This window comes from Streptomyces sp. NPDC048361, from assembly GCF_040651795.1.
In the GTDB taxonomy this organism is placed as follows: domain Bacteria; phylum Actinomycetota; class Actinomycetes; order Streptomycetales; family Streptomycetaceae; genus Streptomyces.
This window is the reverse complement of record NZ_JBEZKW010000058.1, coordinates 1-22,768: the sequence shown is the minus strand read 5'-3', so window position 1 is coordinate 22,768 and position 22,768 is coordinate 1. Positions and strand designations below refer to the sequence as shown.

The window sequence follows — 22,768 nt, the reverse complement described above, 5'->3', positions numbered from 1 at the left end:
GTGGACAACCCAGGCAACTAGCCTTCGCATCCGTCCTGTTGACGGGCCCGGGCTCGGCTCCACAGGGTGTCCTGGCCCGACCCCACCCCGCCGGGGTGAGCCCACCGCGATGCCCTTCCCGGGTTGGCCCACGAGCCGGGGTTGGCCCACAAGGATGGCGGCCGCGGTGGGCCCATCTGCGGCCCGGCCTCAGAACGCGGAATTCGCCACCCAGCGTTGGAGCAGGGCATCGTCCCCCGAGAACGTGAGGCTCTGTGCCGTGAGGCCGAGGCGTCCGTACAGGAACAGCAGCAGGTCGGCGGCAGCGCCCTCGACGGTGGCGTCCGCGGCCCGGCTGTCCGTCGCGTCCGCCCAGCCCGGGTCGAGGCCGAAGCCGTCTGGGCGCAGACGGATCAGCCAGTCACCCGGCCGGTCGGTGCAGCGGAAGCGGATGCTCTCGTCCGTTCCGCGCAGTTGAGCGGTCTTCGGCGCGAACGACGCGGCGAAGGGCAGATTGACCAGGAACTCGTCCACCCCATCGGCGGCGAGGGCGGGGTCGATCACGGGCCGCAGCCCGAGGGCGAGTTCCGCGTCGACACGGTGCACCAGCGTTTCGCAGAGCATGCGCCGCACCCAGAACCGGGCATGGGGATCCGCGCCCCACACCCACATCGATTGGTCCAGCGGGGTGTCCGCGAAGACCTGGGCCGCCACCTGGGAGCTGGCGGTCAGCCAGGCGGGGTATCCGTCGTCGTGCGCCGGCAGATCGAGCTCCGTGTCACGGCTGAGGGGCCGTTCCTGGACGCGGCTGCGCAGCAGGCCGGAGAACATGCGCTGCACGCTTCCGGTGTGCCGGATCAGATCGACGAGGGACCAGCCGGGACAGCTCGGTACCGGCGTCGACAGGTCGGCCCCCTCGACGGCCGACACGAATCGAGCGGTCTCCGTCAGCACCGCCGCACAGTGGGTCTCCGGCTCGGACACCCATCGCCGGTCGGGAGAGCCGTCGCCACCCGCGCCCAGGTCCGCACCTGTGCCCCCGCCCAGGCCTGCACCCGCACTCGTACCCGGCCCCGCACCCGCTCCCCCGCCCATGTCTTCGCCCCTGGGATCGTCGGGATCGTCCATGTTGTTGCTGTCCATACGTTCGTCCACGCCCTCGTCCCTGTCCATCGGATGCGCTCTTCCTCGTCTCGCCTGCCCGGTCCGGCCACGCCAGCGGCGCCAGGAGCACGGTCCGGTGTATGCAGGAGTGATGGATCTTCAGGCACCGCGCGCCGTCCGGCCCCGCTCACTGACGCCGCGGCACGCACTGTCCGCGGTGCCCTTCGCGATGATCGCACTCGTCAGCGTGGGCGATCTCCTGGCCCCGCCCGATGTGCACCTCGGCCCGTTCCTCGCCGCCGCCCCCGCCGTGACGGCATCGTTCGCCGGGCCGCGGGCCACCGCGTTCATCGGCGCGGTCGCCGTGCTGGCGCAGGTGGTCGTCGCGATGGTGCGCGGCAGCGTCACCGATCTCAACCACAGCTTCCAGATCATCACACTGCTTCTGATCTCGGTGTTCGTGACCCTCTTCGCGCATCTGCGCGAAGTGCACGAGAAGGAACTGGTGCAGCTGCGTTCGGTCGCCGAGGCGGCGCAGCTGGTCGTGTTGCGGCCGTTGCGCGAGCGCCTGGGGCCGCTGCGTGTGGCGAGCGTCTACATGGCCGCGGCGGCGGAGGCACAGATCGGTGGTGATCTGTACGCCGCGGCGCGCACCGCCCACGGCACCCGGCTCATCATCGGCGACGTACGGGGGAAGGGGCTCGAGGCGGTCGGGGACGCGGCTCTCGTGCTGGGCGCGTTCCGTGCCGCGGCCCACCAGGAAGCCGACCTTCCTTCGCTTGCCGGCTATCTCGAACGGGCGGTGGCACCCGACCTGGACGGCGCTCAGGAACAGGGGGCCGGGGCGGAGGCGGGCAACGGGTCCGGCACCCTGGACGATGGTGACACCGCTGTCGGAGCCCGCGCCGGCGACCCGGGCGAGGCGTTCATCACGGCGGCTCTGCTCGACATCCCCGACACCGGCCGGGCGCTGCGACTCGTGAACTGTGGCCATCCCCCGCCGCTGCTCCTTCGCGGCAACCGTGTCATCCCGCTGGAGGTGGACCAGCCGTCACCGCCCCTGGGCCTCGTAGGGCTCGCTCCATCCCAACTCCTCGCGGAAACCTTCCCGTTCGAGCCGGGCGACATCCTGCTGCTCTACACCGACGGTGTCCTCGAGGCCCGCGACGAGAGCGGCGGCTTCTACCCGCTCGCGGAGCGTGCCGCCGCCTGGAACGGCACCGGGCCGCGCGCCCTGCTGAGCCATCTGCGCGACGACCTGCTCGCCCACACCCCCGCCCGGTCCCTGGGTGACGACGCCGCGATGGTGGCGATCGAGCGGCTCCGTCCACCCGCCCCGTCGCCCCCGTCCACCGCGTCCTCCCCGTCTCCTCCCCCCGCCCCATCCGCACCGTCCGCCCCATCTGAATGAGGGTGGAAGGGTGTGTGGGAGGGCGGGCGGAGGGAGGGTGCGCAGTCAGCCGCCCGGCTCAGAGACCCGCGTCCAGGAATCGCGTCAACGCCGTCCGGTCCATCGGGCCGGTGCCGGTGGCCGCCGCCTCGCCGTCCTTGATCAGGACGACGGTGGGCGCGCCGGTGACGCCGTAGCGCCGTACGGGATCCGGGCACCGGGTGATGTCGACCTTGACCACAGTCAGCCGGCCCGCGTACTCCTCGGCGGCGTCGCCCACGACCGGGTCCATCGCCTTGCACGCTTCGACGGCCTTCGGCCACGTCCCGTAGAAGTACGCGAGCACCGGGCTGTCGGCCATCGCGAGGATGAAGGCGAATTCCTCGTTCTCCCGTGGCTGGTGAACCCTGCGGGCCATGGCGCTCCTTGTGTTCCGATCCGTCCTGCGGCTCCCATCATGACCCGTCCGCGATCGAATTACGGCGGCCGCCCGGCGAGGTGCGCCGACGTCCGGCCCGTGAGGCGGATACTGACGGCACTGCGTCCGCCCGTGTGCCCAAGGAGCCGGTCATGGTCCTGCCTCCCCCGCCCCGCGGGCCTCTGGCCGGAAACGTCGCACGTCGCTCGGTACTGCTGGGCACGGCCGCCTGGTGTTTGAGCGCCACCGCCTGCTCGGGCGGTTCGACGTCCCCCACGGCCACGCCCCCAGCGGCCGGCTCCCCGGCCACTCACCCGTCGTCCGGCACCATGTCGCCCGGCACCACATCGCCCCCCACCGGCTCGCCCACACCGTCGGCCACGGCGAGTCCCCCCGCCGAGCTCCCGGCCTCCGTGGCGTGGCGCCCCGGCCCCGGCGAGATCGAGCCCGCGGCCAAGGTCGCCGCCGTCCGGCTCGTGGAGGCGCTCGGCACCTGGCCCGCCGGGCAGAGCGGCGACGACGACGCGGTCGGCCGGGTCGCCAAGCTGGGCATTTCCGAGGGCTTCGCGTCTCAACTCGCCCAAGAGGCAGGGACGTTGCGGCCCTCCGCCGATGCGGCTGTCGTCCGGGTCATCGACGCACAGTACGGCGGCATCCTGTCCGACACGGCCAGCGTGCTGGTCGTCTGCGACCAGCCGACCCTCACCGGCACCACGGTGAAGCCCGGCGGCACGACGGTCGACGTACGACTCAGTCGCACGTCCGACGGCTGGCGCGTCACGGCCCTGCATCCCGCCGCGCCCGGCCCCGCCCGCACGACGACCGCAGCGGCGCGCGACGTGCTCGCGCAGTCCCGGATCGAGCTGCCACCCGCCTCCATCGCCGACATCCGCAGCGGCGCCGTGCACGAGAGTGTGCTGCACGCCATGCTCCAACTCGCGGGCACCTACCGGCTGTCGGTCAGCGTCGTACGCTCAGGTCACCCGCTGGACGTGTTCGGCACCGACCGGCCGAGCGACCACCCACTGGGCCGGGCGTTCGACGTGTGGCGCGTCGACGGGCGCGCGGTGGTCGACCCCGCCACCTCACGCACTCTCATCACGGCTTTCATGCGGGCTGCCGCGGCCGCCGGTTCGTACAACGTGGGCGGTCCCGTATTGCTCACGGGCGGTACCACGGTGAACCAGTTCTTCTCCGACGACACCCACCACGACCATGTGCACGTCGGGTTCACTTCCTGACGGGGCGGCACGGCAGAGCGCGAGCGCCGGCGCGCACATCCGGCGCGTCTCCGGCTCGTCCCCGCCCCGCCGGTACGGGGGATGGTGGGGCGGCCCGCGTCCGGTCGCCGGTCAGGGGCCGGACCATGCGGCCATGGTTGCACCCGCACCGCTGACAGCGACGGTGTGGGTCACCCACCCGGCTCCCGCACGCAGGTGCAGGAGGAAGGACGTCGGATCCGGCAGGTAGTTGGGGAGTTCGCCGCGCAGGGCCAGGCCGCTCTGGAGGTGGGTACCGGGGGCGACGGCCAAAGTGGTGCCGGCGAAACCGGCGGTGATGCCGCGGTGAACATGGCCCGCGAGGACGCGCGCCACACGGGGGTGGCGCCCCACCGTCGCGGCCAGATCGTCACCGTCGGCCAGGCGCATGGCGTCCAGGAAGGGGATCCCGACGGGAAGGGGCGGATGGTGCAGACAGACGAATGCCGGTACGTCAGGACGGCGGGCAAGTACCGTGTCCAGCCAGGCGAGTTGAGCCGATCCCAGGCGGCCCGCCGGGGACCCGGCTACCTTCGAGTCACCCACGACGACGGTGAACTCGGGGTACTCCACGGCGTAATGCGTCTCCCGCGACCCCCCGAGGAACGCGGTACCGGCGAAGGTGGCCCGCAGCGTCCCGGGGTCGTCGTGGTTGCCCACGACCAAGTGCAGCGGCAGGGGAAACCCGGAGAGGATGTCACGCAGGACCGCGTACTCCTCGGGCCGGCCTCGGTCGACGAGGTCGCCCGTGATGACGACGGCGTCCGGTTGCGGATCGAGTGCGAGGGCGCGGCCCAGTGCACGGCTCAGCGCCTCCGCCGGCCCACCTGCCAGGGCACCTGCCGTGATGTGCGGGTCGCTGAGATGGGCTATGGCCAAGGTCATTCGCATACCCTTCCCCGCTGCTCACCGCCCCACGACCGGTCACGCCCACGGTGAACACGCGGGTACGGCATGGGCTTGGGAGCCGGTGCGGGTGCGGCGGGCGCTTGGGAGTCGAGGGGTGCGGTGAGCGCTTTTGGAGTCGTGGGCGTCTCACGTCATGGCGACGGTCAGGACGAACACCGAGTCCTCCAGCGCCTCCACGGTGTGCGCCGCGCCCGGCACGGCCAGCAGGTCGCCGTGGCGCCCCTCCCAGGTCTCCCCGCCCGAGGCGAGCCTGACGCGGCCCGACCACACCAGGAGCGTGGCCTCACCGCCGAGTGCGTGCTCGCTGAGCGAGTTCCCCGCGGTCAGAGCCATCACCGTCTGACGCAGTACGCGTTCGTGCCCGCCGATCACGGTGGACGCGCTGCGCCCCGCGTCCGCTTCCCGGGCGGCCTTCAGCTGGGCGCGGGCAATGGCTTCCAGGGAAAACTTCTCCATGTCTTGCTCTCACTTCCTTGGGCGAAGGGTGCGGGCCCCGCCGCCGGGGCGACGTACAGCCCGACCTTGGCAGAACCGCGGGTCGGCAGCACGCCAGGACGCGCCGGGACCCGGCCGATCCCGACGGGACCCGACCGGCCATGGCGGTGCGCAGGGTTCCATGGCGGTGCGCAGGGGATCCATGGCCGCGTTGGGACCTACCCCGGGCGCAGGACCGCTCGTGCGATCATCGGACCTCACGGGGAGCAGGGGGGCCGGATGTTGGTGACGTTGAGCGGCGGAGCGGGCGCGGGCAAGACGACGCTGGCCGCGGCGCTGGCGGCCGACGCGCCCGACGGGCCCGTGCGGGTTCTGCACGGTGACGACTACTACGTCCGCACCCCGGAGCGAGGCGTGTGGACGCATGACGGGACGGGAACTCCTCGGCTGGACGTGGGAGACCCCCGCTCGATGGACGGGGAGCGCCTGAGCCGCGATACCGACACCGCCCTCGCGGCCGCCGCCCACGTCATCGTCGACGGCATGTTTGCCCACCACACAGCCCCTCGGACACAGACCGCCCGCTTCGACGTGTTCGTCGATCTGCCGGCCGATCTCCGTCTGGCACGCAAGATAGCGCGCAAGTGTCTGCGCGACGGGTTCCCTCTCGAGGTGCTGCTGCGCAACTACCTCGACCATCGCCGCGACGCCCACGCCCGGCACGTCGAGCCACTGCGCCACTCCTGCGACCTGATCGTCGATGCCACCCTCGCACCCGACGTGCTGGCCCGGACCGTGTGGCAGGCCGTTGCCAACAGGGCTTTTGCCGGCGAGGCCATCGTCAACAAGACCTGCCCACACGGCGATTGACCTCAGGTGCCCGACAGGCCCAGTCCGTCCACCAGCGCCGTCGCCGCGCTCTTGACCACCGCGTCGTCCGCGGCGGCGTCGGCGGTCGTGTGGTTGGTGTAGATCGCGATGATCACGGGGCGGCCGGAGCGGGGCCATGCGACGGCGATGTCGTTCGCGGACCCGTAGGAGTCGCTCGTGCCGGTCTTGTCGCCGACGGTCCAGTCCTTGGGCACCCCGGCGCGGATCCGCGCGTCCCCCGTGGAGGTGGCGCGCAGCCAGGTGGTCAGACGGTCCCGGTCCGGGGGCGCGAGCGCGCAGCCGAGGGTGGTTTTTGCCAGGTCGCGGCCCATGGCGGCTGGGGTCGTGGTGTCGCGTCGCTCACCGGGCTGCCAGTCGTTCAACTCCGGTTCCCAGCGGTTCAGTCGGGAGACCGGGTCGCCCAGGGAGCGGTAGTAGCGGGTCAGGCCCTGGGGGCCGCCGACCTGCCGGAGCAGCAGATTGCCCGCCGTGTTGTCGCTGCGGGTGACGGCCGCACGGCAGAGCTCGGCGACGGTCATGCCCTTCTCCCCGTTGCCTTGTGTGAGGGGCGAGTTGGCGACCTCGTCGGCCTTGGTCCAGTGGATCACCTTCTCCATGAGCCCGGGTTCGGTGTGCCGCGCCCGGTCAAGGACGGCGGCGCACACCATCGCCTTGAAGGTGGACAGGGAGGGGAAGCTCTCGTCACCCCGGTAGGAGACGGTCCGTCCGGTGCCGGTGTCCAGGGCGAAGGCGCCGATCCGTGCGTGGTGGGCCGCCTCCAACTGGCTGAGTTCAGCCGCCACATGGGTGCCGGACACACCGAGGGACGTGTGTGCCGAACGGGTGGGGACCGGCGCGACGTCGGCCGCCTGCGCGGTCGATGCCGCGGTGGTGGTGAACGCCACGAGGGCGAGCAGGACCGCGGGGCCCTTCGTGCGGACGTGGCGCAGGGAAGCAAGGCGTGTCGTGTTGTCTCGCATGCCTCCAGCAGAACAGGCGCACAGGGTCGACGTCCAAGAGGCGTCCAGGAAACGCGGCCATAGCGATCCGCCTATCGGGGCCGCTCCGGCCGTGTGGGTGAGACCGCGGCCGGTGGTCGGGACCTTCCGCCCACTCGCTCTCCGCAGCGCCGCGCCCGGGAGGCGGCGGACGCTTCTGCCCGTCCCCGCGTCCCCCGTATGGTGAAGCGTCACATGTGCTCGGGCAGAGGGGAATCGATGGTGCGCAGGACCAGGATCATCCGACATGCCGCTGTAGCGGCGGCCGCCCTGCTGGTCTCGGCCGGGCTCGGCTCATCGGCGCTCGCGGCCTCCCCGCCCCCCGGGGCGCCCCAGCTGCCCCCGGCCTCCCCCGCCTCTCCGGCCTCGTCCGCGGAGCCGAACCCCGAGGCCGCGCGCCTGGCCGCCTACTGGAGTGCCGCCCGCATGACGGCCGCGCTGCCGGAAGCGAGCGGCGCGCACAGGGAGGCGGCGGCCCGTACCAGCCCACCCACCGTGGACGGGCCGAGGCCCGGCGAGTTCATCCCGCCGAGCAAGAGCTTCGACGGCATCCCCGAGGCCGGTACGTTCTTCTGGACCGACGCCTCCGGTACGGGGCGCACCTGCAGCGGCTCGGTGGTGCGCAGCCCCGATCACGACCTGGTGCTGAGCGCCGGACACTGCCTCAAGGGGTACGCCGGCTCCTCGCCCCGCCATCACCTGGGGTTCGTACCGCAGTACCACGACGGGCTCAAGCCCTTCGGTGTCTTCCCGGTCAAGGACAACGGTGTGTACGTCTCCCAGGAGTACTACGACCTGGGTGAACACGCGGGCGCCGCCTATGACTTCGGGTTCGCGGTCACCGAACCCAACGAGGACGGGAAGCGGCTGGAGGACGCGGTGGGCGCGGTCCAGCTGCTGACCGGGTCCGGGTACGCGCACACCCCGGTCCGGATGATCGGCTACCCCGGCAACGCCGACAAGCCGTTGGAGTGCCTGAGCCGGACCACCAAGTGGGTCAGTGACGACGCGGCCGACCCGGGCACCTTCTCGCGCATCGCCTGCGACGGTTTCGTGGGCGGGACGAGCGGGGGGCCCATGCTGGTGCCGTGGCCCGGGGGTTGGGCCGTGATCGGCGTCATCGGCGGCTACCACACCGGTGGCAACACGCCGCAGGTCTCCTACAGCGCGTACTTCGGCGCCGCCACCCAGTCGCTGTACGAGGCCGCCACCACGGGCGCTCCACCGGACGGTCCCGCCTCCTGACGGCAGGGCCCGTCTCCCTGCGCGAGGTGCGCGACGAGGACCTGCCCGCGTTCTGGGTGCATCGGGGGCCTCCCCCCTCCCGCTTCAGGGATTGCGCAACCATGGAACCGTAGCGCCGTGCCGGGCGTTGTTATGCGAGGACGCATCCGGCACAACCACGGAGGATCAACATGGGCGTGAGCCTCGCCAAGGGCGGCAATGTCTCGCTCAGCAAGGAAGCCCCGGGGCTGACCGCCGTCACGGTCGGTCTCGGCTGGGACGTGCGGACGACCACGGGCACGGACCACGACCTCGACGCCAGCGCGCTGCTGTGCGACGAGAGCGGCAAGGTGCTCTCCGACAGCCACTTCGTCTTCTACAACAACCTGACCAGTCCCGACGGTTCGGTTCAGCACACCGGTGACAACCTCACCGGTGAGGGCGAGGGCGACGACGAGACGATCAACATCGACCTCACATCGGTCCCCGCGCCGGTCGCGAAGATCGTGTTCCCGGTCTCCATCCACGACGCCCAGGCGCGCGGTCAGAGCTTCGGCCAGGTGCGCAACGCCTATATTCGCGTGATCAACCGGGCGGGCGGTGCCGAGCTGGCCCGCTATGACCTCAGTGAGGACGCCTCGACCGAAACGGCCATGGTCTTCGGTGAGCTCTACCGCCACGGCACGGAGTGGAAGTTCCGCGCCGTCGGCCAGGGCTACGCCTCGGGACTCGCCGGGATCGCCTCCGACTTCGGCGTCAACGTCTGAGGTAGAGGAGACCCCGCACCGCCCGCCGCGCGCACCTCCCGCCGTCCGCGGCGCTCTTCCCGGCGGGCGGCGGCTGTACGGCGCCCCCGGCGGCGGCCCTCTTCCGATGATCGGGGTTCTCACGCGGGCGGGTGAAGGGGGCGTCGTCCACCTGGACTTGGCAGGCCGATCGCCGCTACGAAGGGCTCGCACACCTTCACCCTGGCCGCCCCGACCATCCTGGACGGGCCTCACCGAGCTCACCAGGAGGCGTACCCGCCGTGGAGTGGTTCTCGTCGTCGGCGTACTGGCTCGGCAGGCTCGTGTTCCAGCGCTCCCTGGCGGCGGTGTACGTGGTGGCGTTCCTCGCGGCGGCGCGCCAGTTCCGACCCCTCATCGGGGAACGCGGCATGCTGCCCGTCCCCGACTTCGTGCGGCGCGTACCGTTCCGCAGCGCCCCCAGCCTCTTTCACCTGCGGTACTCGGACGCGCTGTTCGCCGCATGCTCCTGGGCGGGAGCGCTGCTGGCCGCGGCCCTCGTGGCGGGGGCGGCGGACGCCGTGCCGCTCTGGGCGGCGATGCTGTGCTGGACGGTTCTGTGGGCGCTGTACCTGTCGATCGTGAACGTCGGTCAGACCTGGTACGGCTTCGGCTGGGAATCGCTGCTGCTGGAGACCGGCTTCCTCGCTGTCTTTCTGGGCAATGACGAGGTCGCACCGCCGGTGGTCCTCATGTGGCTGCTGCGGTGGGTGCTGTTTCGCGTCGAGTTCGGCGCGGGGCTCATCAAGATGCGTGGCGACGCCTGCTGGCGCGATCTGACCTGCCTGTACTACCACCACGAGACCCAGCCGATGCCGGGGCCGCTGAGCTGGTTCTTCCATCACCTGCCGAAGCCGGTCCACCGCGTCGAGGTGGCCGCCAACCATGTCGTCCAACTCGTGGTGCCCGTCGCCCTGTTCACCCCTCAGCCGGTGGCGGGAGCAGCCGCGGTCCTCGTCATCTGCACCCAGCTGTGGCTGGTGCTCTCCGGCAATTTCGCCTGGCTGAACTGGCTGACCATCGTCCTGGCCGCCTCCGCCGTGGATGGTCCCCGCGTAGCGCGAGCGCCCGCACTGCCGGGCCCTCCGCTCTGGTACGAGATCGTTGTCCTCCTCATCGCCGCCCTCGTGCTGGGACTGAGCTACCGGCCGGCCCTGAACCTCCTTTCGCGCGGGCAGCTCATGAACACGGCCTATGAGCCGCTGCACTTGGTGAACTCCTACGGGGCGTTCGGGAGCATCACGCGCCTGCGCCACGAGGTGGTCATCGAGGGGACGGCGGACGAGGAGATCACTCCGCACACCGTGTGGCGGGAGTACGCGTTCCGCGGGAAGCCGGGTGATGTGCGGCGGCTGCCACGGCAGTTCGCGCCCTACCATCTGCGGCTCGATTGGATGCTCTGGTTCCTGGCGCTCTCACCCTCGTACGGGTACTCCTGGTTCAGCGCCTTCGTAGAGCGGCTTCTGGTCAACGACCGTGACACTCTGCGCCTGTTGCGGGACAACCCCTTCCCCGACACCCCGCCCGTCTTCGTCCGCGCCCGCCTGTGGCGCTACCGCTTCACCACCTGGCAGGAGCTGAGGGCCACCGGAGCGTGGTGGCACCGGGAGGCGCCCCGCGAGTTCCTGCCCCCCACGACGTTGCGGTGAAGGGCTGCAACCCCATGGGCATCAGCGCCAGGGGCGCCCGACGGCCCTCAAGCACCGGTGTGTTCAAGCACCGGTGTGTTCAAGCACTGGTGTGCTCAAGGACCGGTGTACTCAAGGACCGCGGACGCCGGCGATGTCACCCGGTGAACATCCGCGTCGTCAGGTTGCCGCCGGCCCGGTCATCGACGCGAGGACCGTGTGCAGGTCCTCACCCGGCGCGGGGCGCAGCGCCGGGGCCAGCCGGTCCGCGCGGTAGTGCCAGCGGTGGTCGAGGTCCTGGTGCACCTCGTCGTCGAGGGTGACGGCGCTGTCGCTGTCGAGCAGCGAGACCAGCTCGGCGGTGAGATCGGGCCACGACACATGCCCGCTCACCGCGTTCGCCACACCGTGGACGGGGGCGTCGAGGCAGGAGATGACGGCGCGGGCCAGGGCGGCGGCGTGCACCCAGGGCGCGCCGTACCAGTCGTGGCCGCCGGCGCCGGGGGCCGGCAGGCTGATGGGCCGCCCGGCGAGCGCGGCCTGATACAGCAACCCCGTTGCGCCCCAGCGCAGTTGGTCACGGAGCCGGTCGTGGGCTCCCCACACGATGGGTGAGCGCACGGCGCTCGCGCCACCCCTGCCCTGCGTGCCCGCCGCGTTCAGCAGCAGCCGTTCGCAGTCGATCTTGGCCTGGCCGTACGCGCTCAGCGGTGCCTGGGAGGGTGATTCCTCCGCGACCTGGGCGGCCGAGGGACGGCCGTAGGCGTCGACGCTGCTCACGAAGACGAAGGGGCCGCGCCGCCAGGCGTCGACCATGGCGCGCATCGCGGCGACGTCCACCTCCGGGCGGGTGAAGGTGCACGCCGCGTGGATCACCGCGTCGGCGCCCTCGACCGCGGCGCGCAGGCTGTCCAGGTCGCCGAGGTCGCCCTCGATCACCTCGACGCCCTCGCCGCCCACGAGGTGCGCGGACTCGGGGCGTGCCAGCGCGAGCACCGGCCGTCCCTGGGCGGCGAGTTCGCGCAGCACGAACGCGCCGACGCCGCCCGTGCCGCCGGTCACCAGGACCGTACCCTCGCGTGACCTGCGCGGGCGTGTGCCGACGGCCACCGGCGCCGACGCCGACGCCGATTCCGATCCCGATGCCGCGACGCTTGCGGTTCGCTCCGCCTCGCGCGCGTCCAGGAGCGCCGCCACCGCTCGCGGTGTACGGGTCTGCATGATGTCCAGGCCGGTCAGCGGCAGGGTGAGCGTGGAGCGCAGGCGTTCGGCGAGCTGGACGGCGGTCAGGGAGTGGCCGCCGAGCGCGAAGAAGTCGTCGTCCGGTTCCGGCCGCCTACCGAGGAGCCCGGCGAACGCCTCCGTCACGGCTTCGGTGTAGCGGCTTCGGGCCGTCGTGGGGTGCGGGGCCGCGGGCAGCCGGGCGGTGTCGACCGCGCCGTCGGGCGTACGCGGCATCCGGTCCAGGAGCATGACGGTGGCGGGCACCAGGTCGCGTCCGAGGACGCCGCGCAGATGGGCGCGGAGCTGGACGGGCGAGGGCCCGCCGGTCCGGCTCAGTACGGCGTAGGCGAGCAATGGGCCACCGTGCGGATCCGGCACGTGTGCCTCGGCCACGTCCGGGTGGGCCAGGAGCCTTGCCTCGGCCGGGTGTCCCGCGTCTGCCGGGGACTCGGCGCGGCGGCCGGGGAGGCGGGAGAGCGGGACGTCGGGGTCGGCCGCGACCGCGGTGAGCAGTTCGGCGAAGGACGCGCCGAGAGCGTCGCCCGTCTCGTCGTCGAGGGCGGCTCGCGCGTACTGGACGAGGCTCGCGGGGCGGTCGGTGTCCAGGAGGCCGAGGGTCAGGTCGAACTTGGCCTCGCCCAGGCCCACGTCGACCGCCGACGCCTCAAGCCCCTGCAGTTTCAAGGCAGTCGGTTCGCCGACGACGTCGGTGGTGACGCGTACCAGGGCGGTGCCGTCGTCGCCCCGGGCTTCGCTGCCGAGCCGCTCCAGGATCAGGTCGAACGGCACGTCGCGGTGGTGCTGAGCGGTGAGCAGGGCGTCGCGGACCCGCTCGACGAGGGTGGCGAAACCGGGGTCGCCGGACAGGTCGACGCGTACCGGCAGTGTGTTGACGCACAGTCCGACCAGGCCGCGCATGGCCTGGCCCTCGCGGTGGGTGGCGGCGCAGCCGATGACGAGGTCCGTCTCGCCGGTGAGCCGGTGCAGCGCGGCGAACGCGGCGGCGAGGCCCACCGTGAAGGCGGTGGCGTGGCGGGTGCGTCCCAGGTCACGCAGGGCGGGCAGGACGTGGTCGCCGAGTGCGGCGGTGCGGGTCACGGCCGGGCGCCGTGCCACGTCCGCGGGCGGGGCGGTGGGGCGGGGCAGCTTCGGCGGGGTGGCTCCGGCGAGCGTACGGCTCCAGTGGGCGAGGCCATCGTCGAGGCGGCCCGCGTCGGCGTGCTCACGGCGCGCGAAGTCCGCGTACTGCGGCGGCTCGGGCAGGGTGAGGGTGCGGCCGTCCACCGCGGCGGCGTAGAAGGCGGCGAGTTCCTCGGCCACGGTCTCCAACGAACCGCCGTCGATGGCTATGTGATGGAACGTCACCAACAGTGTGTGGTCCTGTGGTGCGTGGCGCAGGACGAGGGCGCGCGGGATGGTGCCCGCTGCCAGGTCGAAGGGGCGGCGGGCCTCCTCGGTCAGGACATCGCCGCCGTCACCGGGCGATTCGACGAGCGTGACCGGGATCGCCTCGGGGGCGGGCAGGGTTTGCTGCCAGGGCTCGTCGCCGTCGCGTCCGTAACGGGTGCGCAGAATGCCGTGGCGGCGTACGAGTTCGGTGAGGGCCCGGCTCACGGCATCCAGGTCGAGCGGGCCGCGCAGCCGGGTGGCGAACGGCACGCTGTACTGGGCGCCGTTCTGGCCGAGGCGGTCCATCAGCCACATGCGGCGCTGTGCGCGGGTGAGCGGGGCGGGTCCGAGGTCACGTACGGCTGCGGGGGCCGGCGCCGAGGTGCGGTCCGCGGCGCGGGCGCGGGCCCTGCGCAGCAGCTCTTCCTGGAGGGCGGCGGAGCTGTCAGTGGCCATCGGTGTCCTCGGGCGCGTCGGGGTTGAGATCGGTGTGGGCGGCGAGCAGGGCGCGCTCGACCAGGGCGGCGTGTCCGGCCACCGTGGGGGCGGTGAAGAAGTCGGCGAGGGACAGCTCGACGCCGAGCTCCTCGCGCAGGTCCTCGGCGACGACGAGGGCGAGCAGGGAGTGGCCGCCGAGGTCGAGGAAACCGGCGTCGGGCCGGGTCACCTCGCAGCCCAGCGAGCGGCTCCACACGTCGGCCACGGCCTGCTGGAGCGGGGTCAGCGGTGCGCCGGCGCCGGCGGTCCGGACGGCGGTGCCGAGCTCCGCGAGGGCACGGCGGTCCACCTTGCCGGAGGTGGTGAGCGGCAGGTGGTCGACGAACGTCAGCTCGTCGGGGACGAGGTGCGCGGGCAGCACCGCGGTGAGCCGGGCCAGGAGCGCTTCGGAGCGCGGTACGGGTCCTGGTCCTGCCACCACATAGGCGGCGAGGCGGGTGTCCTCGGGGGTGGGACGGCGGACCGTGACGGCCGCGTCGTCCACCTCGGGCTGCTCGCGCAGCGCGTGCTCGATCTCGCCCGGCTCGATCCGGAAGCCCCGCACCTTGACCTGGTCGTCGGTGCGGCCGTGGAAGTCGAGGACGCCGTCGGGGCGGGCCGACACGAGATCGCCGGTGCGGTAGAGGCGGCCCAGCGTGGGGTGGTCGACGAAGCGTTCCGCGGTCAGCTCGGGCTGCCCGGTGTATCCGTGGGCCAGCCGGCTGCCGCCGATCCACAGCTCGCCGCGGGTTCCGGCCGATGCGGGCCGCCCCTGCTCGTCGAGGACGTGGGCGGTGGCGCCTGCTATGGGGCGGCCGATGGGGACCGGGCCGTCGCAGTCGGCGTCGCTGACGCGATGGGCGGTGGCGAAGGTGGTCGTCTCGGTCGGGCCGTAGCCGTTGACGAGCTCGACCCAGGGGAAGGCGCGCAGGACGGCGCGGGCGTGCTGGGCGGCCATCGCCTCGCCGCCGACAACGACGGTGCGCAGCAGCGTGAAGAGGCGGGAGCGGCGCGCGGCCAGCTGGTGGAACAGGGCCGTGGTGAAGAACGCGACGGTGACGCTGTGCCGTTCCACCTCCTTGGCCAGCTCCTCGAACGAGGGGCGTTCGGTGGTGCACACCACGACGCCGGCGCCGTTGGCGAGCGCCGCCCACACCTCGAAGGTGGAGCCGTCGAAGGTCGCCGGGGAGTGCAGCAGGACCCGGTCGCGTGCGGTGACGGTGACGTAGTCGGGGTCGGTGACGAGTTCGGCGATGGCGCCGTGGCGGACGGCGACGCCCTTGGGTCGGCCGGTGGAGCCGGAGGTGAACATGACGAACGCGGTGTCGTCGGGGCCGGGCCCCCCGGTCGCCGTCTCCGCGTCGGCGAGGTGCTCGTCGTCGGGCAGGGCGAGGGTGGCGCCGGGCGGGCCGGCGGATTCGAGCAGCTTGCCGTCGCCGACGGTCAACGTGGCTCCGGAGTCCTCCAGCATGGCCGCGGTACGGGGCGCGGGGTGCGCCGGGTCCAGGGGTACGCAGGCGGCGCCCGCCCACCACAGGGCGAGCTGGGCGACGACGGTCCTGGCCGAGCGGGGCATGAGGAGTGCCACGGAGTCGCCGGGGCGCACGCCGTGTTCCTGGAGGTGGGCGGCGAGGCGCCGGGCGGAGGCGGCCAGCTGGGCGTAGGTCAGCGTGGTGTCGCCGTCCGCCACGGCGAGGGCGTGCGGGGTGTGTTCGGCGTGCCGCGCCACCAGGGCGGGCAGGCCGGTCGGGGCCACGGTCACGGTCGTTTCCTTCCGGTCGTCGGTGCGGGGCTGCAAGGTGCTCACGTCAGGATCCCGGGGTGCGGGCCGCGGCACGGCGCTTGTCGAGCACGGCGGCGATCGACCGCAGGTCGGGCTGGCGCAGCAACTCCGGTGCGCGCAGGCGTACTTGGGTCGCCTTTTCCAGCGCTTCGAGGAGGCGGGCCGCGAGAAGGGAGGTGCCGCCCGCGCCGGCGAAGTTGTCGTCGAGGGTGGTCTCGGGGCGGCCGAGCAGATCGCGGACGGTGCGGAGTACGAGCCGTTCGTCGGCGGTGGCGTCCTCCGGTACGGCGGCGTCGGACGGGACGGCTCCGGACGCCTGTGCGGCCTCCTTCAGGAGGGCCGACCGGTCCACCTTGCCGTTGGCGTCCAGCGGGAAGGCGTCCACGATCCGCACCGTGGAGGGCACGGCTTGTTCGGGCAGCCAGGCTCGTACGCCCGTGAGGAGGTCGTCCGCGGTGGGTATGGCACCGGGAGCCGGGAGGACGTGGGCGACCAGCCGGGCGCGGCCCTCGGCGTCACGCGGGGCCGTGACCACGGCGCTGCGCACGTCGTCGTGCTGCTCGAACGCGGCCTCGACTTCGGCGGGTTCGATGCGCACCCCGCTGATCTTGACCTGGTCGTCGAGACGGCCGAGGAAGACGAGACGGCCGTCGTCCAGCATCCGCACACGGTCACCGGTGCGGTACATGCGCTCCAGGCCGGCGAGTTGGGCCGGCGGGGTGGTGAAGCGGCGGGCGGTCAGCTCGGGGTCGAGGTAGCCGAGGGCGAGACAGGTTCCGCCGATGCGCAGCTCGCCGTCCGCACCGCGTGCGACGACGTTGCCGTCGGCGTCGGTGACGGCGACGGTCGCGCCCGCGATCGGGGTGCCGATCGGCGGCGCGTCGTCGGTGGTCACGTCCGGGTCGCTCGCCCGCATCGCGTGGGTGGTGGTGACGACGGTGGCTTCGGCGGGGCCGTAGGCGTTGTGCACGGTGGCGGTGACGTCGAGGCCGGGACGGCGGCGCATCCGGTCACCTCCGACGACGAGGTGTCGGAGCTTCAGCTCCTGGGGCCAGGGCCGGTCGAGGAGCGGCTCGATCATGGGGGTCGCGGCGACGCACACCGTCAGCTCCGCCTCGCGCCACCAGTCGGTGAGGGCGGCCGGGTCCCAGCGGACCTCGTCGGGGGCGGGTATGAGGGCCGCGCCGCAGGTCAGACCCGACCACAGTTCGAGCAGGTGGGGGTCGAAGGCGACGCCGATCAGCAGGGACTGCCGGTCACCGGGGGCGAGCCCGGTCTCCTCGCGGTACCAGTCGACGAGGGCGGCCAGGGCGGGTTCGGCGACCGTGACGGCCTTCGGCCGGCCGGTGGAGCCGGAGGTGAGCACGGCGTAGAGGGCCTCGGCCGGCGCGGTGCGCGCGCCGGGCGCGACGGGCGTGAAGGCGGCCACGACGGATGAGGCGGCGTTGACCCCCTCGCCCGACACCGGCAACTCCACCTGGTCGGCGGCATCGTGATACTCCGTCAGGACAGCGGGGTCGCCGATGAGGCAGACGACGCCGATGTCCTCGGCGACCGCCGCGATGCGGCGCTCTCCGGGGCGCGGTCCGAGCGGCAGGTAGACCGCCCCGACGCGGGCCAGCGCGACCGCCGTGACGACCAGGGCGGCCGACCGGTCGAGGCACACCCCTACGACGTCACCCGGCCCGACCCGGCCGGCCAGTGTCGCGGCAACCGCCTCGGCTGCCTCGTCGAGCTGCGCATAGGTCCAGCGGTGCTTCCCATCGATGACGGCGGGGGCCTCGGGTGAGCGGCGTACCCACTCCTCGTAGCGCGCGAGCACCCCCTGGGCGGCGGTCTCGGCGAGCGGGGCGCCGTGCAGAATGCTCGGGACGGCGCCGCCCGACTGGCCTTCGTTGGGGCGCTCCGCATCCTGACGGTTCATCAACTGCTGGGTCATCACGACTCCTTCGGCGTGCTGAGGGCGGGGACGGCGGTGCCGGCGAGGGCGCGGGCCTGGTCGGCGAGGACCGGGTGCTGGAAGAGCAGGCGCAGCGAGGGGCGCTCCCCCAGGCGCGGCTCAAGCCACGCCGCCAGCTGCGCGGCGAGGAGCGAGTGGCCGCCGATGTGGAAGAAGTGCGAGGTCTCCTCGAAGCGGTCGTGGCCGAGCACTTCGCGCCAGCCCTCGGCGAGCAGGACGACGGCCGGGTCGCCGGAGCCGGCCGGGTCCGTCAGCGGGGCCGCTTCCTCAACGGGCTCGGCGGGCACCGTGTCGGCCGCCGTGCGGGCCAGGGCCACCCGGTTCGGCTTGCCTCCGGCGAGGGTCGGCATGGAGTCGAGGAGCACCCAGCGGGAGGGCACCAGCGCGCCGGGGAGGCGGCGGGACAGCTCGGCGTGGAGCGCCTGCTCGTCCCATTCCCCGACTTCGTCGGCGCGTTCGCGGAAGGCGACGAGGCGGGGGCCACCGTCGGCTTCGCGGTCGAGGACGACGGCGCACGACCGGCCGCCGAGCGCGGCCGAGGCCGCGGCCTCCACCTCTTCGAGTTCGATGCGGTAGCCGCGCAGCTTGATCTGGTTGTCGCGGCGACCGAGGAAGCGCAGCAGTCCGTCGTCGCCGCGGTAGCCGAGGTCGCCGGTGAGGTAGACGCGTTCGCCGTCCAGGGCGTCGACGGTGACGAAGCGGGCCGCGGTGGCCTCCGGGTTCTTGACGTACCCCTCGGCCAACCCGGCGCCTGCGATGGCCAGTTCACCGACCGCGCCGGTGGGAAGGGGGCGCAGCGCCTCGTCCAGGACGTGGATCCGCTCGCCCGGGAGTTCGCCGCCGAGCGGGATCTCGGCGCCCTCGACGAGGCTGTCCGGGGTGATCTCGTGCACGGTGGAGCTGATGGCGGCTTCGGTCACGCCGTAGACGTTGAGCACGGTGAAGGCGGGGCTGCCCGCGGGGCCGGTGCCGGTCGCGCCGTTGGTGCCGGTCGCGCCGTTGGTGCCGGTCGCGGAGCCGGAGCCGGCCTCGCCGTTGGTGCCGGTCCCGCCGTCGGTGCCCGCTTCGGCGAAGAACGTACGCATCACGTCGGCCGGGATGCGCTCGCCCCCGAGGACGAGCAGCCGCGGGGCCCAGCGTCCTTCGGTGAGCACGGGCAGCAGGTCCTGGCGGGTGGCGAGGAAGTAGCTGGTGGGCAGGTTGGCCACGGTGACCCGGGCCGCGGCGAGCGTCTGCGCGAGCTCGCCGCCGGTCGGTACGTCCTGCTCGGGTACGACCAGGCAGGCGCCGGCGTGCAGCGAGGGCAGGACCTCTTCCAGGGCGACGTCGAACGACGGCTGTGCGAAGAGGAGCACCCGGTCGCCGGGCCCCAGCGCGAACCGCTCGGCCACGCCGCTCAGATGGTTCACGAGCGCGTCCCGGCCGACGGCGACGGCCTTGGGTATGCCGGTCGAGCCGGAGGTGTGGATGATGTACGCCGTGTCGGGCACCACGTCGGCCGCGCGGGCGGCCGGCAGGACCGCGGCGTCGACCGTGGCGCTCGGCAGACCGGCGGGGACGGCCACCTGGGCGCCCGGGGCGGTGAGGACGAGCGCGGGTGCCAGCCGGTCGAGCAGCAGCTCAAGACGGGCGGCCGGGTCGGACGGCGACAACGGGCAGTAGACGGCGCCGGTGCGCAGGCAGGCGAGCAGCGTCACGACCGAGTCGGCGCCTCGGGGCAGTACCGCTGCGACCGGCTGTCCCGCGCTCACTCCCGCGGCCAGCATCCGCTCGGCGAGCGACGTCACCCGGGCGTCGAGCTCCCCGTAGGTGATGCGGCGGGCGCCGATGAGGAACGCGGGCAGCGACGGGTCCTGGTGGGCGGCAGGGTCGAGCGGATCGCGGTCCGGCTCCACGGCGGGCGCGGGGGCCACGGGCGTGGGCGCCGCGGGGAGCGCGAGGTCGGCGAGGGCGGTGGCCGGAGTGTCCAGGTAGGCGCGCAGCAGGTCGAGGAAACGGTCGGCGAGCAGGGTCGCCACGTCCTCGCCGAAGAGGTCGGCGTCGTAGTCCCACACGAGGGTCATGCCGGCGACGCCGTGGCGCAGGCTGACGCCGCGCCGGTCGTCGGGGAGCAGCACCACGTCGAGGTCGAAGCGGGTGGTGCCGGTGTTGAACCCCTCGAAGAGGGTGATGTCGAGGCCGGGCACGTCGAGTTCGGGCAGCGGCGCGTCGTGGGCGCTGAACATGACGCTGAACAGCGGGTTGTCGGCGCCCGATGTGTGCAGGCCGAGCGCCCGGGTCAGCTCCTGGACCGGCACCTCCTGGTGCGGGAGCGCACGGATGAGGGTGTCGGTGACGTCGTCCATGGTGTCCTCGGCGGGTGCGCCGGGATCCAGGTCGAGGCGGAGCGGGATGGTGTTGACGAACATGCCGACGGCGTCCTCGTAGCCGCGGGGGCGGTTGCCCACGGCGGTTCCCACCACCATCTGGCTGCGTCCGCTGTGGCGCCGCAGCAGTTCGGCGAAGAGCCCGAGCAGGGTGGCGAACGGGGTGAGGCCGCGTTCACGGGTGTGGGCGCGCAGCCGCTCCGCGAGGTCCGCGCCGATCGACTGGCGCAGCTGACCGCCGTGGTGGCGCCGCCGCGCGCCGGGCCGGGCGAGCCCGGGCAGCGGCATGTCGTACGAGGCGTCGCGCAGGGTGCCCGCCCAGTACTCCAGGCTGGCGCTCAGCTCGTCGGCGCGTACGTCGCCGGCCCGCTCCCGTACGTGCTCGGCGTACGAGCTCGGCTCGGGCAACTCGACTGCCTCACCGCGGACTTGGGCGCTGTAGACGGTGAAGACGTCGTTCAGCAGGATGGCGAACGAGTGCCCGTCGTGGATCAGGTGGTGCTCGACGTGGATGAGCCGGTGCTGGTCCTCAGCGAGCTTGACGAGGGTCCAGCGCAGCAGGGGTGCGTCGAAGGTGTCGAGCGGGGTCTCCGCCTCGGTCCGCAGCAGCTTCTCGAAGGCGGCCTCGGGGTCGGCTTCCCAGGTGATGTCCACGGTGCGCAGCCGCGGCGCGCAGAAGTCGGCGACCCGCTGGCCCGGCATGGCCCCGGCCACGGGCACCAGTTCGAGGCGCAGGCCGGGGTGGCGGGCGAGCGTCGCGGCGAGGCCGCTGCGCAGCGCGTCCACGTCGAGGGTGCCCCACAGGTCGAGGGAGGCGGTGAAGTTGTAGGCGCGGCTGCCCGGCTGCACTTGCTCGTGCAGCCAGACGATCTCCTGCGAGGAGGAGAGGGGGAGCATGGGCGATCCCTTGGGTTGTCGGGTCGAAGGCGCGGGACGCGGTCGTGCGCCCGCACGGCGGTGCGCCGGACGGTTCGCGGATCGCGCGGCCCGGCCGGATGGTGAGGCTGGGGGTGAGGGCGGGGTGTCGGGAAGGTCGGGGTTCGGGAAGGTCGGTGTGACGGTCGGGCCGGGGTGTCAGGAAGGACGGGGCCGCGCGCAGGCGGCCCCGTACGGCACGGGTCGCGCCCGCCGGTCAGTGGACCGGCGCGTCGACGGGGAGCGCCGCACACAGGGCCGCGAAGGCGTCTTCGGCGGCAGGGTCGGCGAGGACCGAGCGGTCCCACACCATGCGGAGGTGGAGTTCGGGCCCCTGGGTCGCGGAGACGGCGAAGGGCGCGCGGATCTGCCGGCCGTCGATGTGCACCTCGCGGCCCGCCATAGCGCCGAGCCGCAGCGGGGTGCGGTGGCGGGCGTCGTCGACGGTGAGCAGCCCGTCGAGCCTGCCGGACCAGGCGGATCCGCCTGCCCGGGCCGCCCGCACCACCTCGTCGAAGGGGGTGTCGGCGCGGTCCAGGTCGTCCCACCACTGGGTGGCCGTCACCTCGGGTGCCGGGGTGCTCGCCGTGTCGGCCGGGAAGACGACCGTGTTGAGGAAGCAACCGAGGACAGACTCCGCGCCGGTCGGGCGGCCGCCCCAGGGGTAGCCGATGGGCGAGACGGGCCCGGTGCCGTACAGGGCCGTGGCCGCCGCCCGGCAGGCGTCGAGCAGCGCCGGGAAGGGGATGCCTCCGGACGGCGAGGGAAGCTTCAACTCGGCTGCACCCGTGGGGAGTTCGGCGGTCGCGGAGTGCGTTCCGGGCAGCGGCGCCTGCTCGTGGGCGGGGCGCAGCCGCTCTCCCCAGTACGCGAGCGCGCGGGGCGACGCGGCGCGGTCCTCGGCGGCGAGCTGGCGAAGGACGGCGTCCTCGTAGGCGGCGAGTTCGGCTGCCACGTCGGCGGGAGAGAGGTCGTCGGGGCCGAGACGGTCGCGATAGGCGGCGCCGAGTTCCTCGACGACGCGGGCGAGGGACTGGCCGTCGCAGGCGGTGTGGTCGAGGACGACGGCGAGTACCTCCTCCTCGGCGTGCGGGCCGTCATGGGCTAGGAAGAGCCGCAGCGGCGGCCCGTCGGTGACCCAGCCGGCCAGGGCACGGCGCAGTGCGTCCCGCGCGTCCTCGCCGGGCGCGGGGGCTATGTGTTCCAGCGGTACGCCGGCGGGCGCGAGCCGGAGCACGGGCGTGCCTCGTACGACGCAGGCTCGCGAGCGCAGGACGGGGTGGCGGGCGGCCAGGTGGTTCGCCGCGGCGCGCAGGCGGGCCGGGTCGACGGTACCGCGCGGGAAGGCGAAGAACATCGGGACGATGTCCGCGCGGCCTGCCGGGTCCAGGGAGCGCACGAGCAGGAAGCGCCGCTGGGCCCCGGTGACGGGCAGCAGTCCGGGGGCCGGGTCACCCGCGCCGAGGCGCTGGTAGCGGGCGAGGTACTGGCCCGTGATGCTGGGGTGCACGTGATCCTCTCTCGGGGTCGGGGACTCTCGGAAGCGGGGACTCTCGGATCCGGGCCCCGGTTACGGGCCCCGGTTACGGGCCCCGGTTACGGGCCCCGGTTACGGGCCCCGGTTACGGGCCCCGGTTACGGGCCCCGGTTACGGG

16 protein-coding genes are annotated in these 22,768 nt (G+C 73.1%); 6 read left to right on the top strand and 10 right to left on the bottom strand.

Going from position 1 to position 22,768, the window contains the following annotated elements:
- Window positions 1–189: 189 nt before the first annotated feature.
- Window positions 190–1,152: a maleylpyruvate isomerase family mycothiol-dependent enzyme gene (locus AB0D31_RS27485; RefSeq protein WP_362728004.1), complete on the bottom strand. Its 963-nt coding sequence runs from the start codon at window positions 1,150–1,152 to the stop codon at window positions 190–192.
- Between the two features lie 82 nt (window positions 1,153–1,234).
- On the opposite strand from AB0D31_RS27485, the gene AB0D31_RS27480 reads away from it, so the two are divergent.
- The gene (locus tag AB0D31_RS27480; protein WP_362728002.1) at window positions 1,235–2,494 is read left to right on the top strand and encodes a PP2C family protein-serine/threonine phosphatase; all 1,260 of its coding nucleotides are present in this window, start codon (window positions 1,235–1,237) and stop codon (window positions 2,492–2,494) included.
- 58 nt (window positions 2,495–2,552) lie between these two features.
- Here AB0D31_RS27480 and AB0D31_RS27475 read toward each other — a convergent pair whose 3' ends face one another.
- Window positions 2,553–2,891: a thioredoxin domain-containing protein gene (locus AB0D31_RS27475; RefSeq protein WP_362728000.1), complete on the bottom strand. Its 339-nt coding sequence runs from the start codon at window positions 2,889–2,891 to the stop codon at window positions 2,553–2,555.
- A 152-nt stretch (window positions 2,892–3,043) separates the two neighbouring features.
- Between AB0D31_RS27475 and AB0D31_RS27470 the strand changes: the two genes are divergently transcribed.
- Entirely contained in the window at window positions 3,044–4,132 is a 1,089-nt protein-coding gene (locus AB0D31_RS27470) for a hypothetical protein (protein ID WP_362727998.1), read from the top strand.
- A gap of 111 nt (window positions 4,133–4,243) precedes the next feature.
- Here the strand turns inward: AB0D31_RS27470 and AB0D31_RS27465 are convergent, their stop codons facing one another.
- Complete coding sequence (locus AB0D31_RS27465) at window positions 4,244–5,035, bottom strand: phosphodiesterase (RefSeq protein WP_362727996.1); 792 nt, start codon at window positions 5,033–5,035, stop codon at window positions 4,244–4,246.
- A gap of 150 nt (window positions 5,036–5,185) precedes the next feature.
- Entirely contained in the window at window positions 5,186–5,515 is a 330-nt protein-coding gene (locus tag AB0D31_RS27460; RefSeq protein ID WP_362727995.1) for a LuxR family transcriptional regulator, read from the bottom strand.
- 258 nt (window positions 5,516–5,773) lie between these two features.
- Between AB0D31_RS27460 and AB0D31_RS27455 the strand changes: the two genes are divergently transcribed.
- Entirely contained in the window at window positions 5,774–6,364 is a 591-nt protein-coding gene (locus AB0D31_RS27455; RefSeq protein ID WP_362727993.1) for a hypothetical protein, read from the top strand.
- Between the two features lie 2 nt (window positions 6,365–6,366).
- On the opposite strand, the gene bla is transcribed toward AB0D31_RS27455, so the two are convergent.
- A complete protein-coding gene (bla, locus tag AB0D31_RS27450; protein WP_362727991.1) occupies window positions 6,367–7,344 on the bottom strand; it encodes a class A beta-lactamase in 978 nt (325 codons plus the stop codon).
- Window positions 7,345–7,581: 237 nt separating this feature from the next.
- Here bla and AB0D31_RS27445 point away from each other — a divergent pair, with 237 nt between their 5' ends.
- The 3 genes from AB0D31_RS27445 (at window position 7,582) to AB0D31_RS27435 (ending at window position 11,020) form a co-directional block, all read left to right on the top strand.
- Window positions 7,582–8,607 (top strand): hypothetical protein, encoded by a 1,026-nt coding sequence (locus tag AB0D31_RS27445; protein ID WP_362727989.1) that lies wholly within the window; start codon window positions 7,582–7,584, stop codon window positions 8,605–8,607.
- A gap of 170 nt (window positions 8,608–8,777) precedes the next feature.
- Complete coding sequence (locus tag AB0D31_RS27440; protein WP_362727988.1) at window positions 8,778–9,353, top strand: TerD family protein; 576 nt, start codon at window positions 8,778–8,780, stop codon at window positions 9,351–9,353.
- A 260-nt stretch (window positions 9,354–9,613) separates the two neighbouring features.
- Entirely contained in the window at window positions 9,614–11,020 is a 1,407-nt protein-coding gene (locus AB0D31_RS27435; RefSeq protein ID WP_362727986.1) for a lipase maturation factor family protein, read from the top strand.
- A gap of 159 nt (window positions 11,021–11,179) precedes the next feature.
- Here the strand turns inward: AB0D31_RS27435 and AB0D31_RS27430 are convergent, their stop codons facing one another.
- The 5 genes from AB0D31_RS27430 to AB0D31_RS27410 all read right to left on the bottom strand — a co-directional run bounded on the left by AB0D31_RS27430 (window position 11,180) and on the right by AB0D31_RS27410 (window position 22,623).
- A complete protein-coding gene (locus tag AB0D31_RS27430) occupies window positions 11,180–14,068 on the bottom strand; it encodes a condensation domain-containing protein (protein ID WP_362727984.1) in 2,889 nt (962 codons plus the stop codon).
- Window positions 14,058–15,896, bottom strand: coding sequence for a non-ribosomal peptide synthetase (locus AB0D31_RS27425; protein WP_362727982.1), 1,839 nt, complete (start codon window positions 15,894–15,896; stop codon window positions 14,058–14,060). The genes AB0D31_RS27430 and AB0D31_RS27425 overlap by 11 nt, the downstream gene beginning before the upstream one ends.
- Before the next feature lies 1 nt (window position 15,897).
- On the bottom strand, window positions 15,898–17,811 hold the full coding sequence (locus AB0D31_RS27420) for an amino acid adenylation domain-containing protein (protein WP_362727980.1): 1,914 nt from the start codon (window positions 17,809–17,811) through the stop codon (window positions 15,898–15,900).
- Entirely contained in the window at window positions 17,811–21,095 is a 3,285-nt protein-coding gene (locus AB0D31_RS27415; RefSeq protein ID WP_362727978.1) for a condensation domain-containing protein, read from the bottom strand. Before AB0D31_RS27415 ends, AB0D31_RS27420 begins: the two co-directional genes overlap by 1 nt.
- A gap of 235 nt (window positions 21,096–21,330) precedes the next feature.
- The gene (locus AB0D31_RS27410) at window positions 21,331–22,623 is read right to left on the bottom strand and encodes a condensation domain-containing protein (protein WP_362727976.1); all 1,293 of its coding nucleotides are present in this window, start codon (window positions 22,621–22,623) and stop codon (window positions 21,331–21,333) included.
- Window positions 22,624–22,768: the final 145 nt, after the last annotated feature.

Coding starts and splice junctions, on each gene's coding strand:
- AB0D31_RS27485 (WP_362728004.1), bottom strand. CDS start 1,152: ATGGACAGGGACGAGGGCGTGGACGAACGTATGGACAGCAACAACATG.
- AB0D31_RS27480 (WP_362728002.1), top strand. CDS start 1,235: ATGGATCTTCAGGCACCGCGCGCCGTCCGGCCCCGCTCACTGACGCCG.
- AB0D31_RS27475 (WP_362728000.1), bottom strand. CDS start 2,891: ATGGCCCGCAGGGTTCACCAGCCACGGGAGAACGAGGAATTCGCCTTC.
- AB0D31_RS27470 (WP_362727998.1), top strand. CDS start 3,044: ATGGTCCTGCCTCCCCCGCCCCGCGGGCCTCTGGCCGGAAACGTCGCA.
- AB0D31_RS27465 (WP_362727996.1), bottom strand. CDS start 5,035: ATGACCTTGGCCATAGCCCATCTCAGCGACCCGCACATCACGGCAGGT.
- AB0D31_RS27460 (WP_362727995.1), bottom strand. CDS start 5,515: ATGGAGAAGTTTTCCCTGGAAGCCATTGCCCGCGCCCAGCTGAAGGCC.
- AB0D31_RS27455 (WP_362727993.1), top strand. CDS start 5,774: ATGTTGGTGACGTTGAGCGGCGGAGCGGGCGCGGGCAAGACGACGCTG.
- bla (WP_362727991.1), bottom strand. CDS start 7,344: ATGCGAGACAACACGACACGCCTTGCTTCCCTGCGCCACGTCCGCACG.
- AB0D31_RS27445 (WP_362727989.1), top strand. CDS start 7,582: ATGGTGCGCAGGACCAGGATCATCCGACATGCCGCTGTAGCGGCGGCC.
- AB0D31_RS27440 (WP_362727988.1), top strand. CDS start 8,778: ATGGGCGTGAGCCTCGCCAAGGGCGGCAATGTCTCGCTCAGCAAGGAA.
- AB0D31_RS27430 (WP_362727984.1), bottom strand. CDS start 14,068: ATGGCCACTGACAGCTCCGCCGCCCTCCAGGAAGAGCTGCTGCGCAGG.
- AB0D31_RS27420 (WP_362727980.1), bottom strand. CDS start 17,811: ATGACCCAGCAGTTGATGAACCGTCAGGATGCGGAGCGCCCCAACGAA.
- AB0D31_RS27415 (WP_362727978.1), bottom strand. CDS start 21,095: ATGCTCCCCCTCTCCTCCTCGCAGGAGATCGTCTGGCTGCACGAGCAA.